This window comes from Formivibrio sp. oc-25 (assembly GCF_055810895.1).
Map to the genome: position 1 here is coordinate 14,540 of NZ_JBVVOL010000005.1, position 14,695 is coordinate 29,234.

Here is a 14,695-nt window from a genome sequence, read left to right on the forward strand (position 1 = left end):
GTTCGGCTTGCCGCAAACGCTCAGGAAGCGGAAGGCTCGGTGAGACGGTAGTCCGCCTGCATCAACGTCCGCCGATTTTGCTCCCGGTACTCGCGCACCGTTTTAAGCAGTTCGATCAGCAACGGGGAAGTTTCATCGCGCCGATAGGCACAATGCAGATCGATCAACGGGCTACCCAGATCAGATACCAATGGCCGATATACCACATTGGGCAATTGCAGGTTTTGTACCGATTCCGGCACCAGCGAACTGCCAAACCCCCCGGCCACCATGACTGCGGCAGAGATCATGTCGGTTGCCTTCTGCACGAACACTGGTTCGTAACCCAAAGTCTTGAACATTGACTGCGTGGCCATCGCCACACTCGGGTCCTGTTCGCCGATCATGGATTCTTCGCGCAAATCAGCGGGAGTCAGGCTGGCTCGCTGCGCTAGCGGATTACGGGTATTCAAGGCCACCAGAATCGGCTCGCGGCAAACCAGTTCGGTCATCAATTCCGGCGATTCGGGCAAGTAGCGATCAAAAGCAATCAGGATACGACCTTGATGCAGCGCTTCGATCTGGCGCCCTTTCGGTCCGCTATGCAAGACGATTTTGACATCTGGATGCGATTCAACGAACTGGTTCAGGATGCGCGGGATGATATTGAGCATGGCTGAACCGAAAATACCGATATCAATCCGGCCAACCAAGCCCTTGCCAGCACGACGTGCCTGCTCAGTTGCAAGATCGACATGGGATTTGATATTTCTGGCATGGCTCAACAGCGCTTCGCCCGCTTGGGTCAACTCCACGCCCCAGTTGGTACGCGTAAACAGCCTGACATCCAGCTCCTCTTCCAGCGACTGGATGTGGCGGGTCAACGGTGGCTGGGAAATGTGCAATCTGGCCGCAGCGCGGCTAATGTTGCGCTCTTCGGCAACCACGATGAAATACTTGAGCTGACGGATGTCCATTTCCTGCGCCTCTCTCCTGAACAACTTGCCTGACCTGTTTTTATTGGCTTGCATGCGCATGCTCTGTAGTCAGTATTCGATGGCTATCATTATTTTTATGCCATGCAAAATCCAATACCATTTGGTATCGTACCTCATACCATCTAGGTATACCTGACACAAAAGCACCATACCTTTGTCAGCTCGAAAAAAAGCCCGCCTTGAACCAAGACGGGCGAGTAGCCAGATATTTCGCAGGGTCGCCGGAAACATCACGGCAGGCGGTGGTTGAGGAGGAACCGCTTATTTGTTGGACATGCATTGCACAGCAGCACGCATGTCGTTGCACACCAGCAATAATCGGTCAAACATCTTCTCGACATCCAATACCATTTTGCTTGATGGCCATACCCCAAAAGCATGGCATCACCCCGCGCATACCATGGAATATAGATAACAGCCATTCCAAAAATTGCATCGTTCAAACAAGCGAGAACATATCAACCGGCCACCTCGCCCAAGATGCCATTATCGATATATCATGGCAGCCACAACGAAAACACCAATTACAACAAAATACAAATTAAAGAGAAAGGTTCAAGACAATGAACTTGCGTCAAATTAAGTATTTCATCGCCGTAGCCGAAGAAAAAAACATCAGTCGCGCCGCTGAACGATTGCACATATCACAACCACCACTGAGTCGTCTGGTTCAAATACTGGAGGACGAATTAGGCACTCCCTTATTCAACCGAACCACTTGGGGAGTGGAACTGACACCTGCCGGCGAAGCATTTCTTTCGCATGCCAGGAAAATTCACTCGCTGATTGAACACACACGTGAAGACATCAGCAATATCGGCAAGCCGGATTGCAACAGTACAATTAATATTGGCCTGTATGGCACGGCAATGCTGACCGTTGTACCTAACATCATCAGCCTACTGGGAAAAACACACCCGGAAATCAATGTCGTACTGCACCACCAGTTGCGGGAACATCAGATAGAGTCATTGAAAAATGGCAAGATATTGGTGGCATTTGATCGCTATCTTGCCAAACATACCGATATCGCAACCATGGTTGCTTACAAGGAAAACATGCTTCTTGCTGTAAACAGGCTAAATCCCCTATCAAACAGGGAGTCAGTCAACTACAAAGAACTGGAAAATCTCCCCATGATCGGTCCGATAGATAATGAAGCCACCACCTTTATCGAAGAAAAGCATCGCAAGCTAGGCGTAAACATTAATTATGTACACCGTTCGACAGACATGATTTCCGGCACACAGATGGTCTCAAATAATTTTGGCTGCTCGGTTGTTCCAGAATCAATGCGTGTACTGAAACTGCCTGACGTAGTCTACATCCCGATCATATCTGAACCACCACAGACGATGGAATTGCATTGTGCCTACCTTGCAAATAACGACTCACCGCTACTAAAAATAATGATAGAAACCATCAATCAATACAGAAAAGAAAACAACAATATTTAGAACAGGATATTCAGCTATCGAACCGGCAAGGCAGCACCAATCTTCCAGCTTTCTGCCAATTTGTTCGATTTCCTAATTTGGGATGATGACATTTTTGCTGAAATTTCTTTCTGGATTTTGAGTGCATCAATATTTCCAGCCTTGCCGGAAAGACCGTACATCATATGAGCCACAGTCAGATCCTTAGCCACGCCCTTGCCTTCCCGATACATCAAGGCCAGATTGCTTAATGCAAATTTATGTCCCTGCTCGGCGGCCTTGCGCATCCAGTATGCCGCCTTGGGTGGATCTTCCTTGACGCCGTTACCACCATACATCACACCAAGATTGTACTGAGCGCCCACATCACCGCCATTTGCAGCCTTGGTCATCCACTCCTGCGCCAAGCCCATATCCAGCAGTGCACCTGCCTCACCAACGAGATGCATGTAACCCAGCATACCCTGCGCTTCCGGCACACCATTCTCGGCGGCCTTGCGGAACCACTGTGCACCCTTGGCCTGATCCTTCGCAACACCCTGGCCCAGGTAATACATTTTCCCGATCAGGTTTTGTGCCTTGCCATCCCCTTTTTCAGCCAAGGGCTGCAAGGTCTTCAATGCCACCGAATAATCGGCTTTGGCATAGGCAGTCAAGCCCTCGTTCAATCCAGCCTGGCTGTACGCTGAAACAAGCGATACAAACAATATTGGAACAACGATGCGAGTGGAGAAAGCCATGGTGTAAATCTCCAAAATATATCTTTGAAACTGATCCATACCCGGATACTCAAGCAACCTTACCCGGTGGCACAGACAGAAAAAGCGGATTCATGCAACCCCGCTTTTTGTCAAAGCAGGTATGAAACCTGTCCGGCCCATTCAAGCCGGACAGGTAGTGAAGCAGTTTTGCTTAGAAGCTGTTCATGCCGTACCCGAACTTGTACAACGCACCGTCGGATGTTTCGTCATAGCCAGGCACATCAGACATGTTCTCGTATACAGAACGATAGGTCTTCGGCAATGCGAACGGCAACTTGCCTTGAGGTGTGAACTTGCCGGACACAACTTCCATCATTGCCTTATCGGTTACACCGAAGGTTGCCATGATGGCCCCGGCATTCTTCAGGCCACTTTCATCGTCCATGACATACGGAGCACGGAAGTAGACACTCAGCACCACCTTGTCCCAACCACCAACTTCTGCAGCAATCGCCTTGATGTCGGCCAGTGTCGGATACATCGTGCGTGACGATTGTGCAGCCATGCCAGTAAAGGTGATATCGCCAATGTGCCACGGCAACGCGCCGCCGAAGAACAATGATGAGCTTTCCGCACAGGTTGTATTAATGGTCGGGTACATTACACAAGGGTCTTCACTTCCCCAAGTCTTGCCTGTAAGTGGGTTCAGATAAAGCGGATTAGCACCGGTATTCGTATCTTTACTGGCGTAGGCAGCACTTGCATCCTTGACCAGCACGCGGATCACTGCCACATCGTTACCAGCAGCACTCGGACGAGTTGTTGAGCCTGCAGTATAGTTGCCGTCGGTAACCGTATAGCCGTAGCCTTCAACCGTTGCCTTGTCCATCCCCATGGTGTAAACCTTGGCGCCCGATTGCAGCGGTAGAACCTTGGCCTTGTTATCAAGAAGGACGATCGACTTCTTCTGAATATCCAAGCCCTTGGCAACGCTCTCTGCCTTACCAATGACCGAGCTTGCTTGGCTGGCATCAACGTACGGATTCTCGAACAGACCAAGACGGAACTGCTCACGCAGCATGCGCTTCACCGCTTCGTCGACGCGGGCCTCACTGATCAATCCCTGATTCACCAGATTCGTGATCACGGAATTTTTGTTGAAGCCAGACAGGGTTTCTGTACCACCATTGATTGCAGCAGCAACGCGCTGGTCAACGGTTTTACCTTCCAAACCCCATGCTCGAGTTTCAATAACGCCCGTGTCGGAGTTCACATAACCGTTGAAGCCCAGCTTGCCGCGCAGAAGATCCGTCACGATCTGCTGCGAGAAAGCAAAGCCGACCTGGTCGTACTTGACCCCTTCATAGGTCACATTAATTGGAACACCGTAGTACGGCATGATCGATGACACACCGGCGTTGATCGCAGCGATGAACGGCTTGAGGTGATAACCAAAGTTGTTGCCCGGATAGACCTGATTCTTGCCAAACGAATAGTGCGGATCCATCCCCAGCTCTTGTGGGCCACCACCCGGGAAATGCTTCATGGTCATTGCAACAGCAGTCATGGGATTAATCGGACCGCCCTGCAGACCTTCGACCAGTGCCCGCATGATGTTGGCATTCAGATCAGCATCTTCAGTAAAGGTTTCATGAACACGATACCAGCGTGGTTCGGTCGCAAGGTCGGCCATATAGCCATACATTGCACGCAGACCGACTGCGTTGTATTCCGGCCCCATCACTTCGGAGAAAGTCTTGATTACCGACATGTCGCCAGTGGTAGCCTTGCCTTCCTTCAGGAACTGTTCGCCCAGCGCGGCAGCAGCGATACCTGCCTCTTTCGGGAACTGGGTAAATGCACCGGCACCAGCACCAATACCGAAGCGCGGATCAGCCTCAACATGGTTACGCGCGTTATCCTTGAAAACAGCCGGAATACCAAGGCGAGTACCTTCAGCCATGGCCTGGATCGCGTTGGAGAACTTGGCTAACTCCTGCGGAGTCACAACGAAGCCAGAACGGGCCAATGCACCTGTTGGGGAGTCACCAGAGTTACAGGTGGAGGCAGTAGCATTCGCCACCGAACGCAGGATAAAGCGATTCATCTTCTGTGTGCCGATAAACCCTACTGCAGTCGGAGTCACTTCACCGTGACATCCAGCATTCAGGGTATCGATCAGCATCATGCCGGCCTTTTCCTCGATCGTCATCTGGCTGATCAGGTTATCGACACGGGCATCGACTGGCTGGCGCCAGTCTTCATATACATCCAGACTACCGTTATTGTTCAGATCCTTGAACGACAAGCCATCCTTGGTAATCAACGGCTTGGCTGCGGTTCCATCTGGCAGTGTGGAATATTGTGAAGCATCTGCACGCAGCGCCACACCTTCTGCAAGACTCGCCGGCTGGCTGGTATACAGTGCCTGTGCGTTGGGATCTGCAGGTGTTGCTGCAGCGACATCACCATCGCCGCCACCACATGCGACCAGCATCGACCCGCTGGCCAATGCAAGAGCCATCGCAATCACGATCTTTTTGGGGGGATATTGCATCCTCATTCTCAAAACTCCTCCTGTCATTCCTCGGATAGCCAACCTGGTTAAAAGCTGGCCACATTTCCGTCAGAGTTGTAGTTACTAACTGACAGCAACATAATCATCAGGAGAAGTTCTGAACACATCCAATGCCATTTATATTTATCGGCATACCCAAATGGGAATGAGTAAAAATTATTCCTTTACATTCATAATGTTGAACAACATGAGCCAGCCACTACCACTCACATGGAATGCATTGGGCATGTAGACAACAGATCATGCGACAAGAAATTGAACGGCTTGCGGAGAAGTCGCTTCAGAAAAAAACCATGAACAATGCGTAGACTTGTGCGAGGGGATATCGCGGCTTTATTCCAGACAGCCAGGGCGATGGAGAGAACATCAAACTGATGGGGCTGCGACAGGCAGGCTCAACCCTTTTCCTGCCGCAAGACATTGACCACCACCCAGATCCAGTCACTGCCTTTTTCCAGTACGTTACCAATACTCACGTAAAAGGATTTGCCATGGGCACGTACCTGGTAAATGCGCGATTGACCATAATCTGCAGGTCGCATGATCAGGGTGTTAACCAGCGAATTGTCGATTTTATGCGGCAAGTACACTGCCATTCTGGCATCGGGCAGCTCGAACTGGCCACCGTAGCCAATCTCGGTAACGGTGATTTTATCCATCCGTTCTTCACCTTCTGCCAGCAGGGTAACACTGACGGGTGTGGAGGCGAGCACCTGAATACCCGCATACAGACGCTCTTCACTCAGCCGATTGATACGGCGCAACACAGCCACTTTCCAGCCATCTTCACGACTGGTACGCAACGCAACCAGAGCGCCCGGTCTGGCCCACTCATTCTTCTGGAAATCGAGCGTTGCACCCAATCCGCCAATGCTTTCGTTATCAACTTCCCAAGTCACCGCAGATTCGTTGTCGCGGGCCTGCAGTACATAAGGGGCATTTGCCTGCTTGGTACGGGTTCGACTCGAAACAAAACCATACAAGCGCATATCGACGATTTCGTCATAAGCAGCATGCAGTGAGCCATCCGTTGAGCTGTTCTGCTTGTTATGACGATCGTTGTCTTCCTTTACTGCGGCAAAGATGTTGTCCAGACCACGAAGCACATTGATCGATCGATTGACTTTGACGCGAGGATTGCGCGGAATCAGGGCATTGCGCATACCCATGCTCCAGAACGTATCCAGATGCCGGAGCAATTCGGCGACAGCGATCGAGGACAGCGTGGTTCCCAATCCAAGTGTTTTGGGCGATTCACCCGCATCCATGCATGCCAGCATTTTACGAACTTCACAAACCAGGCTTTCAATACCCCAGAAGCGATAGCCTTCCTCAGCGGATTGATGCGTGATTTTTTGCGGTCCGGAAGGATCATTGAGCGCAACGCGGTAATGATGGATATCCGGATTGAAGGTACGCTCCAGCTGCAACAGCTTTGACCAATTTTCCAGCCATTGATCAACCGCATAAATCTGGGCGACCGTCAGGTTATTGCTGGATAAGGTGGCAAGCATCAACATCTGCAGATATTCATCTGCACAGCTGCTGACCTGATCGGAAATTTCCCGGTAGAGATAGAGAGGATTACAGTCGAAACCGCCGATCTCCGCCAGCCGATAATACTGGCTGGCCTGCTTCCATAAGCGGGAAGGAACCTTTTCGAATCGAAAATAATGCCATTTTGTCTGGATTGCCACATAGCGCAGTGCGCGAGCAAGCATCAGTGACAGATCTTTTGCGCAGTTACTGGCAGGATCATCCTCTGCGCGGATAAAACACTCATACGCCTGAACCAGACAGGCACAAAAATCGCTCACTTCACGCCAGATTTTGCGCTCTGTCTCCTTGGGCATGCGCGGATTGGATACGTATTGGTAACACACCGCATCCAGCGCCGGTTGGACTACTGCATCGAGCCAGAGCAGGGATTCGAGCTCCTCCCGGGAGAATTGTCTTTCCGGCACGAAGTGGGCAGAGATTGCCTGCTGTACCTGCTGCAGTTGAGTTGCCGCATCCCTCTCACCCAGTGCATGCCACCAAGCCTGGCTAGCTTTGAGCCCTGCGAAAGGTGTTTTCTTGCGATTGAGCAAAGAGGAAATTCTGTCAAGCATCAGACATTACTCATATATGGTACTTGGAACCTGTTCATAATCCTGCGTCGATACCCTGCTCAAGGTCTCTCGCAACAGACTATGAGCAGGCGCTTACGGTGCTCCGGCAGTCGCTGTCTCCAATAACCAGGACTGGGCATCGTCAACATCTTCAAACACCTGTATTTCTGCCTCGGTGATCAGACGGGTCAGCCAGGCAGACCAAGTGACCCATTGGTCACTCGTTACAATAGCAATTTTCTCAATATCCTGACGATGTTCTTTTGAAAATCTTACCTCTTCCATAGCCATATCGATCGTATAGCCTGCCATTTCCCGTAGATCGAGCAGGATACGGACTGGCCCTTCGAAACGCGATGCATAAACAACGTGCTGCTCGAATTCACGAAAATCCTGCAGCGTGAATTCATCCAGGACAACAGCATGGTAATAGTTTTTTTCCTGAGCAAGGGTAATCATGGTGCACTCCTCTCCGTTGAAAAACTTGCCATCTGCATGATTCAGCATAGAAGCCGTCTGGCCGGTTTGACAGCATTTTGCGCCAGAGTATCCCGGGAAACCCGCGTTAACGTGCTTGCAGCATCAGGCGACGCATTTCCTTGACGGCCTGCTCCAGCCCAACGAAAACAGCACGACCAATGATGGCATGGCCAATATTGAGTTCGCTCAACTGCGGGATCGCAGCGACAGGCTGCACATTATGGTAATTCAGTCCATGACCGGCATTCACGATCAAACCCAGCGATGCGCCAAATTCGGCAGCCAAGCGCACGCGTCTGAATTCCGCATCCTGTTCAGCTGGGCTGGTGGCATCGGCATAGCGGCCGGTATGTATTTCGATTACCGGCGCACCGGCCCGCTGTGCCAGCGTGATCTGCTCCGGATCAGGATCGATGAAAATGGAAACACGGATTCCGGCAGCCATGAGTTTCTGCGTATATTCTGCGACCTGATCGTAGTAGCGTTTGACATCCAGACCGCCCTCCGTCGTCACCTCCTCGCGCCGCTCCGGCACGATACAGACATCGTGCGGCATGACATCCAGCGCATGGGCCAGCATTTCCGGGGTTAGCGCCATTTCCAGGTTCATGCGGGTCTGGATGACCGAGCGGATCAGCTTCACATCTTCATCGCGAATATGTCGCCGGTCTTCCCGCAGGTGCAGCGTGATGAGGTCTGCGCCTGCCTGTTCAGCCAATTGCGCAGCCAGAATCGGGCTGGGATACGCAGTCCCGCGCGCATTGCGCAGCGTTGCCACATGGTCGATATTGACACCAAGTTTGATCATGGTTTTCTTGTCCTAATTGGCCGTAAACGGCAAGCGTCAAAAGAACCTACAACTTCTGCAAATCCAGCAAAAGCTGCCGGGTATGCAGCAACTCATCGCCGAAGATGGCGGCAAACACCTGGCGCATCAGCGATTTTGCCTGCACCAAGGCTTTTTCATCTTCCAGTTCGCCCTGCGCGAACGCCAGCAGGAAATGTCCATCAAAAACTGGCAAATCGCTGCGTGGCGCTACAATCCCCTGCCCTGGCATGAATCCATAGGAGCACTCGGCCAGAACCATTTCGCCGCTGCTGGTTCGTGCCCAGTCCGGACCATAACCGGTTTCCTGCAGAAGTTGCCGCTCGAAATTGCGCAGCACACGTTCGATGGATGGGCCACTTCGACTGGCAAAAGCCAGATCACGCATCGCCTCATAATAAGCGGCAAACAGTTTGGCATGCGCCTCTTCCCGTGGCAGCAGGCGCAGCAGCAATTCATTCAGATAAAACCCGCACAACAGCGGCAATCCTGTTAATTGGGGAATTCCGCCCTGCCATTCTGCACTGTGCAGAGTCTTGACCTCGCCGGCACCAAACCAGGAAAGCACAACCGGCTGGAAACCCAGCAACACCGCCCGCAGCTGCGAGCCCGGTCGCTGCACGCCACGTGCCACCAGGGCAATCCGGCCATGATCACGGCTGAACACCTCGAGCAGCCGGCTGGTTTCCCGATACGGGTATTGATGCAGGATAAATGCCGGCTGGGCATCAATACGAGCAGTTTTGGGCTTGGCCACGAAAGATATGCAATGCGCTTATTCGTAACCAAATTGCCGGATCAGCCGGGTATCATCCGCCCAGCCGCTCTTCACCTTGACCCAGATTTCGAGGTGCACCTTGGCATCAAACAGTTTTTCCATATCCAGTCGTGCATCGGTGCCGATACGCTTGAGTTTTTCTCCATTCTTGCCGATCAGGATCGCTTTCTGGCTGTCGCGATCAACCAGTACGGCAGCATGGATACGGCGCAATTCCCGGCCATCCTTGAGCATTTCTTCTTCGAACTGCTCGATTTCAACCGTCATGGCATAGGGCAATTCATCGCCCAACAAGCGGAAAATCTTTTCCCGGATGATTTCGGCGGCCAGGAAACGCTCGTTGCGATCGGTAATCTGGTCTTCGTCAAATAAAGGCACCGATTCCGGCAGCAATGGTTCAACTGCCTGCATCAGCACGTCCAGTTTGAGTTTACGCTGGGCTGAAACCGGGACAATCGCGTGGAAGTCAAAGCGCTTGGACATCTGTTCGACAAAAGGCAACATGGCCGACTTATCCGCCAGTTCATCCATCTTGTTGATCACCAGCAAAACTGGTCGCGACTTGGGCAAGAGCTTGAGCACTTCCTCGTCCGCAGCGGTAAAGCGGCCCGCTTCCACCACAAACAGCACGACATCGACATCGGCCAACGTAGTGGTCACGCTGCGATTCATCGCCTGATTCAAGGCATTGCGATACTTGGTCTGAAAGCCCGGGGTATCGACAAAAACAAACTGTGCGGCATCGGTCGTCAATACACCGGTGATACGATGGCGCGTAGTCTGCGCCTTGCGCGAGGTGATGCTAAGCTTCTGGCCAATCAGATGATTCAACAAAGTTGATTTGCCGACATTGGGGCGGCCAACAATCGCTACAAAGCCACAGCGAAATTCTTCCGCGCCTACTTCTTCCAGTTCATTCATTTTTTCTTTCCTTTGCCGGGGTGGCGCGAAATCAGTAAACGCAGGGCTTCCGCCGCTGCCAGTTGTTCGGCGGCCCGACGACTCGGCCCTTCGGCTCGTGTCATGATCGATTCATCGGTCACGCAACAACTGACCTCGAAGATTTGATCCGGCGATTCGCCTTCCTGGCGCAAGATGGCATAAAGAGGCAGCGGATATTTGCGTGCCTGCAGCCATTCCTGCAATGCCGTTTTGGGATCTTTGGTCCCTACCTTTGGATCAATCGCCGCAATGCGTTCGGCAAACAAGCGGTTGACCACCTGTTCGACCGCTGCGAATCCGCCATCCAGCCAGATCGCACCCAGTACGGCTTCCAGCGCATCCGCCAGAATGGATGGGCGCTTGTGCCCACCGCTTTTTAATTCCCCTTCGCCCAGCGACAGGTATTCGCCAAGATTGAGCGATGTCGCTACTTGAGCCAAGGCATCCTGGCAGACCAATGACGCACGGGTACGCGAGAGCTCTCCTTCCGGCATCTGCGGAAAAGTCAGAAAAAGCGCGCGCGCCACCAGGGCATTGAGAATGCCGTCACCGACAAACTCGATGCGCTCGTTATGCAGGGAGGAAAAGCTTCTGTGGGTAAGCGCCTGCTTGAGTCGTTGGCGCTCCACAAATGAATAACCGAGCGCCTTTTCCAGGCGCTCGGCAGGCAATACAACAGACAATTTATTCCCCTACGGATTTGCCGGAAGACTCGTCGATATTGAAATCGAACAACAGGCTGACATTGGCAACGACCGGAACCACCTTTTCATACTGCACCGAAATCCGGGTTGTGCCACCAATCTGGGTAATCTGGAGATCTCTGGCATCCACATCGGTGATGTACCCAATTTCCGCACTTTTCGTAAATGATTCACGAATGGCAGCAGGCGGCACACCGGCACTTTCCTTGGCCAGCCGGGTAATGGTCGACTTGACGCTGAAATACTGCGTATAGGCCGGTACGACCTTGAAGCCGACGATTGCCGCGGCCGCAACGAATACGGCCACGATGATAAAGCCGAAAAACGACAAGCCTCGTTGTTGTTTCATGCGCTATCCCTTACTCGATGCTGGTTCCGATACGACCAGGCTGTCTGATATTAAGCCATACCAGAAATGCCTTGCCGACTACATACTTGTCAGGCACGAAGCCCCAGTAACGGCTATCGGCACTATGGTCACGATTGTCGCCCATCATGAAATAATGGCCCTGCGGTACCTTGCAGGTAAACCCGTCTTCATCATAGCGGCAATTTTCGCGATTCGGAAAATCAGAAATGCCCGACAGAATGAAAGGCGGCTGCTGCGGCACCTCCAGCACCTGATAACGATGCTTGCCGAATGTTTCCGTATATTGGCGATTGATAACCGGCTCGACACTTTGCTCGAAGTAAATATGCTCGCCGGCAGATTCGGTCTTGACCGGCTTGCCATTCACGGTCAGCCGCTTGCGATGATAGCTGACGGTATCGCCCGGCAATCCGACCACGCGCTTGATATAGCTGATCGAGGGATTTTCCGGATAGCTGAACACCATCACATCACCATGCTCCGGCTGGCCTAGCGGAATCATGACCTTGTTGCCGATCGGCGTGCGGACGCCGTAGGAAAACTTGTTGACCAGGATAAAGTCACCCACCACCAGCCCAGGACGCATCGAGGAAGATGGAATCTGGAACGGCTCTGCCACGAAGGATCGCAGCACGAAGACGACCAGAATAACCGGAAAGAAACTGCGGCCATATTCGACCCAATCCGGCGCCAGCGCTTCCTCACGTTTCTTGGCCCAGACAAAACGATCCAGCCCCCAGATCGCCCCCGATACCAGCACGAATACCAGCATGGCCGCCGCGATTGAAAAAAACTGCACCAACAGCACAAAGGCACCGATGACCACGGCCAGATAGCCATATTGCACCAACTGGGGCGGCTCATCGCCCTTGCGTGCCTGCTTGCTACCCATGCCGATCAATACCGGCCCGACGATCAATGCAGCAATGCCAATCAGCAACCAGTTATTCATGCAATTCCTTTATTTGTCAGAAACCTGCAGGATGGCAAGGAAGGCTTCCTGCGGAATCTCCACATTGCCAACCTGCTTCATCCGCTTCTTGCCTGCCTTCTGCTTTTCCAGCAACTTGCGCTTGCGGCTAATGTCGCCGCCATAGCACTTGGCCAGCACGTCCTTGCGCATCGCCTTGACGTTTTCCCGGGCAATGATGGTACTGCCAATTGCAGCCTGGATAGCCACGTCATACATCTGGCGCGGAATCAGTTCACGCATCTTGGCGACCAATTCACGACCACGATAGCGTGCCGACAGGGTATGGATGATCAATGACAAGGCATCGACCCGATCGCCGTTCACCAGCACATCGAGCTTGACCAGATCGGCCGCACGGAATTCCTTGAATTCGTAATCAAGCGAGGCATAGCCGCGGGATACGGATTTCAGCTTGTCGAAGAAATCCATCACCACTTCTGCCATTGGCAGATCGTAGGTCAGCATGACTTGACGGCCCATGTATTGCATATTGATCTGATTGCCACGCTTCTGATTACACAGGGTAATCACCGAACCGACGTAATCCTGCGGCACCAGAATCGTGGCAGTAATGATCGGCTCGCGGATCTCTTCGATTTTCTGGGATTCCGGCAGCTTGGATGGATTTTCCACTTCAAGGATGGTGCCATCGCGCATCACGACTTCATACACCACGGTCGGCGCCGTGGTGATGAGATCCATGTCGAACTCACGCTCCAGGCGTTCCTGCACGATTTCAAGATGCAAAAGGCCAAGAAAGCCACAACGGAAACCAAAACCCAGTGCCTGGGAGACTTCCGGTTCGTAATGCAGGCTGGCATCGTTGAGCTTGAGCTTTTCCAGGCTATCGCGCAGGTTTTCATAATCGTGGCTCTCCACCGGGTAGAGGCCAGCGAACACCTGGGATTTCACCTCCTTGAAGCCTGGCAGTGATTCGGATGCCGGCTTTTGCACCAGCGTGATCGTATCCCCGACCTTGGCACTGGCGATTTCCTTGATACCGGCAATCACAAAGCCCACTTCGCCCGCGCGCAGCACTTCACGCTGTACGGATTTCGGCGTGAACACACCGACCTGCTCACACAGATGCTGCGCCTTGGTGGACATGAACAGGATCTTGTCCTTCGGACGAAGCTCACCATCCACCACCCGCACCAGCATGACCACGCCAACATAGTTGTCGAACCAGGAATCGATGATCAATGCCTTGAGCGGGCCATCCGGATTCCCCCGAGGTGCAGGAATCTGGTTGACCACGGCCTCAAGAATATCCTCGACACCCAGACCGGTCTTGGCGGAAGCACGCACGGCTTCCATTGCATCGATACCAATGATGTCCTCGATCTCTTCGATCACACGCTCGGGATCAGCCGCTGGCAGGTCAATCTTGTTGAGTACGGGCACCACTTCGACACCTTGCTCGATGGCCGTATAGCAGTTCGCCACGGTCTGGGCTTCAACGCCCTGCGAGGCGTCGACTACCAGCAGAGCGCCTTCACAGGCGGCCAGCGAACGACTGACTTCATAGCTGAAATCGACGTGTCCGGGAGTATCGATCAGGTTCAGGTTGTAAACCTTGCCATCGCGCGCCTTGTACTGCAGGGCGGCTGTCTGCGCCTTGATCGTGATACCGCGCTCTTTTTCGATATCCATCGAATCGAGCACCTGCTCACTCATCTCGCGCATATCCAGGCCACCGCAATACTGGATAAAGCGGTCAGCCAGCGTGCTCTTGCCGTGGTCGATGTGGGCGATGATGGAGAAATTGCGAATGTGATCCATTGAAACTCTTCAGAAACAATAAAAGGGGCACGTCATG

Annotated in this window: 13 protein-coding genes; 1 reads left to right on the forward strand and 12 read right to left on the reverse strand. The window is 52.6% G+C overall.

Translation table 11 applies throughout. From position 1 onward, the window contains the following. Positions 1–20: 20 nt before the first annotated feature. Positions 21–1,010: a LysR family transcriptional regulator gene (locus tag AC0KVQ_RS04605; protein ID WP_473419956.1), complete on the reverse strand. Its 990-nt coding sequence runs from the start codon at positions 1,008–1,010 to the stop codon at positions 21–23. 530 nt (positions 1,011–1,540) lie between these two features. Here AC0KVQ_RS04605 and AC0KVQ_RS04610 point away from each other — a divergent pair. Then, positions 1,541–2,434, forward strand: coding sequence for a LysR family transcriptional regulator (locus AC0KVQ_RS04610; protein WP_473419957.1), 894 nt, complete (start codon positions 1,541–1,543; stop codon positions 2,432–2,434). Between the two features lie 14 nt (positions 2,435–2,448). Here the strand turns inward: AC0KVQ_RS04610 and AC0KVQ_RS04615 are convergent, their stop codons facing one another. From AC0KVQ_RS04615 to lepA, 11 genes are all read right to left on the reverse strand, one after another. Beyond that, the gene (locus AC0KVQ_RS04615; RefSeq protein ID WP_473419958.1) at positions 2,449–3,192 is read right to left on the reverse strand and encodes a tetratricopeptide repeat protein; all 744 of its coding nucleotides are present in this window, start codon (positions 3,190–3,192) and stop codon (positions 2,449–2,451) included. A 133-nt stretch (positions 3,193–3,325) separates the two neighbouring features. Then, positions 3,326–5,698, reverse strand: a complete 2,373-nt coding sequence (locus tag AC0KVQ_RS04620) for a glycoside hydrolase family 3 protein (protein ID WP_473419959.1) — start codon at positions 5,696–5,698, stop codon at positions 3,326–3,328. Between the two features lie 389 nt (positions 5,699–6,087). After that, positions 6,088–7,803, reverse strand: a complete 1,716-nt coding sequence (locus AC0KVQ_RS04625; protein WP_473419960.1) for a hypothetical protein — start codon at positions 7,801–7,803, stop codon at positions 6,088–6,090. Positions 7,804–7,896: 93 nt separating this feature from the next. After that, a complete protein-coding gene (locus tag AC0KVQ_RS04630; RefSeq protein WP_473419961.1) occupies positions 7,897–8,262 on the reverse strand; it encodes a SpoIIAA family protein in 366 nt (121 codons plus the stop codon). A 106-nt stretch (positions 8,263–8,368) separates the two neighbouring features. Beyond that, positions 8,369–9,091 (reverse strand): pyridoxine 5'-phosphate synthase, encoded by a 723-nt coding sequence (gene pdxJ, locus AC0KVQ_RS04635; protein WP_473419962.1) that lies wholly within the window; start codon positions 9,089–9,091, stop codon positions 8,369–8,371. A gap of 46 nt (positions 9,092–9,137) precedes the next feature. Beyond that, positions 9,138–9,866 carry a DNA repair protein RecO gene (gene recO, locus AC0KVQ_RS04640; RefSeq protein ID WP_473419963.1) on the reverse strand — a complete coding sequence of 243 codons (729 nt, stop codon included), beginning with the start codon at positions 9,864–9,866 and terminating at the stop codon, positions 9,138–9,140. A gap of 18 nt (positions 9,867–9,884) precedes the next feature. Further along, positions 9,885–10,808, reverse strand: coding sequence for a GTPase Era (gene era / locus AC0KVQ_RS04645; RefSeq protein WP_473419964.1), 924 nt, complete (start codon positions 10,806–10,808; stop codon positions 9,885–9,887). Next, positions 10,805–11,512 carry a ribonuclease III gene (gene rnc, locus AC0KVQ_RS04650; protein ID WP_473419965.1) on the reverse strand — a complete coding sequence of 236 codons (708 nt, stop codon included), beginning with the start codon at positions 11,510–11,512 and terminating at the stop codon, positions 10,805–10,807. The genes era and rnc overlap by 4 nt, the downstream gene beginning before the upstream one ends. Position 11,513: 1 nt before the next feature. Beyond that, positions 11,514–11,882, reverse strand: a complete 369-nt coding sequence (locus tag AC0KVQ_RS04655) for a DUF4845 domain-containing protein (protein ID WP_473419966.1) — start codon at positions 11,880–11,882, stop codon at positions 11,514–11,516. Positions 11,883–11,892: 10 nt separating this feature from the next. Then, on the reverse strand, positions 11,893–12,855 hold the full coding sequence (gene lepB / locus AC0KVQ_RS04660; RefSeq protein ID WP_473419967.1) for a signal peptidase I: 963 nt from the start codon (positions 12,853–12,855) through the stop codon (positions 11,893–11,895). Between the two features lie 9 nt (positions 12,856–12,864). Next, the gene (gene lepA / locus AC0KVQ_RS04665) at positions 12,865–14,658 is read right to left on the reverse strand and encodes a translation elongation factor 4 (RefSeq protein ID WP_473419968.1); all 1,794 of its coding nucleotides are present in this window, start codon (positions 14,656–14,658) and stop codon (positions 12,865–12,867) included. Between the last annotated feature and the right edge of the window lie 37 nt (positions 14,659–14,695).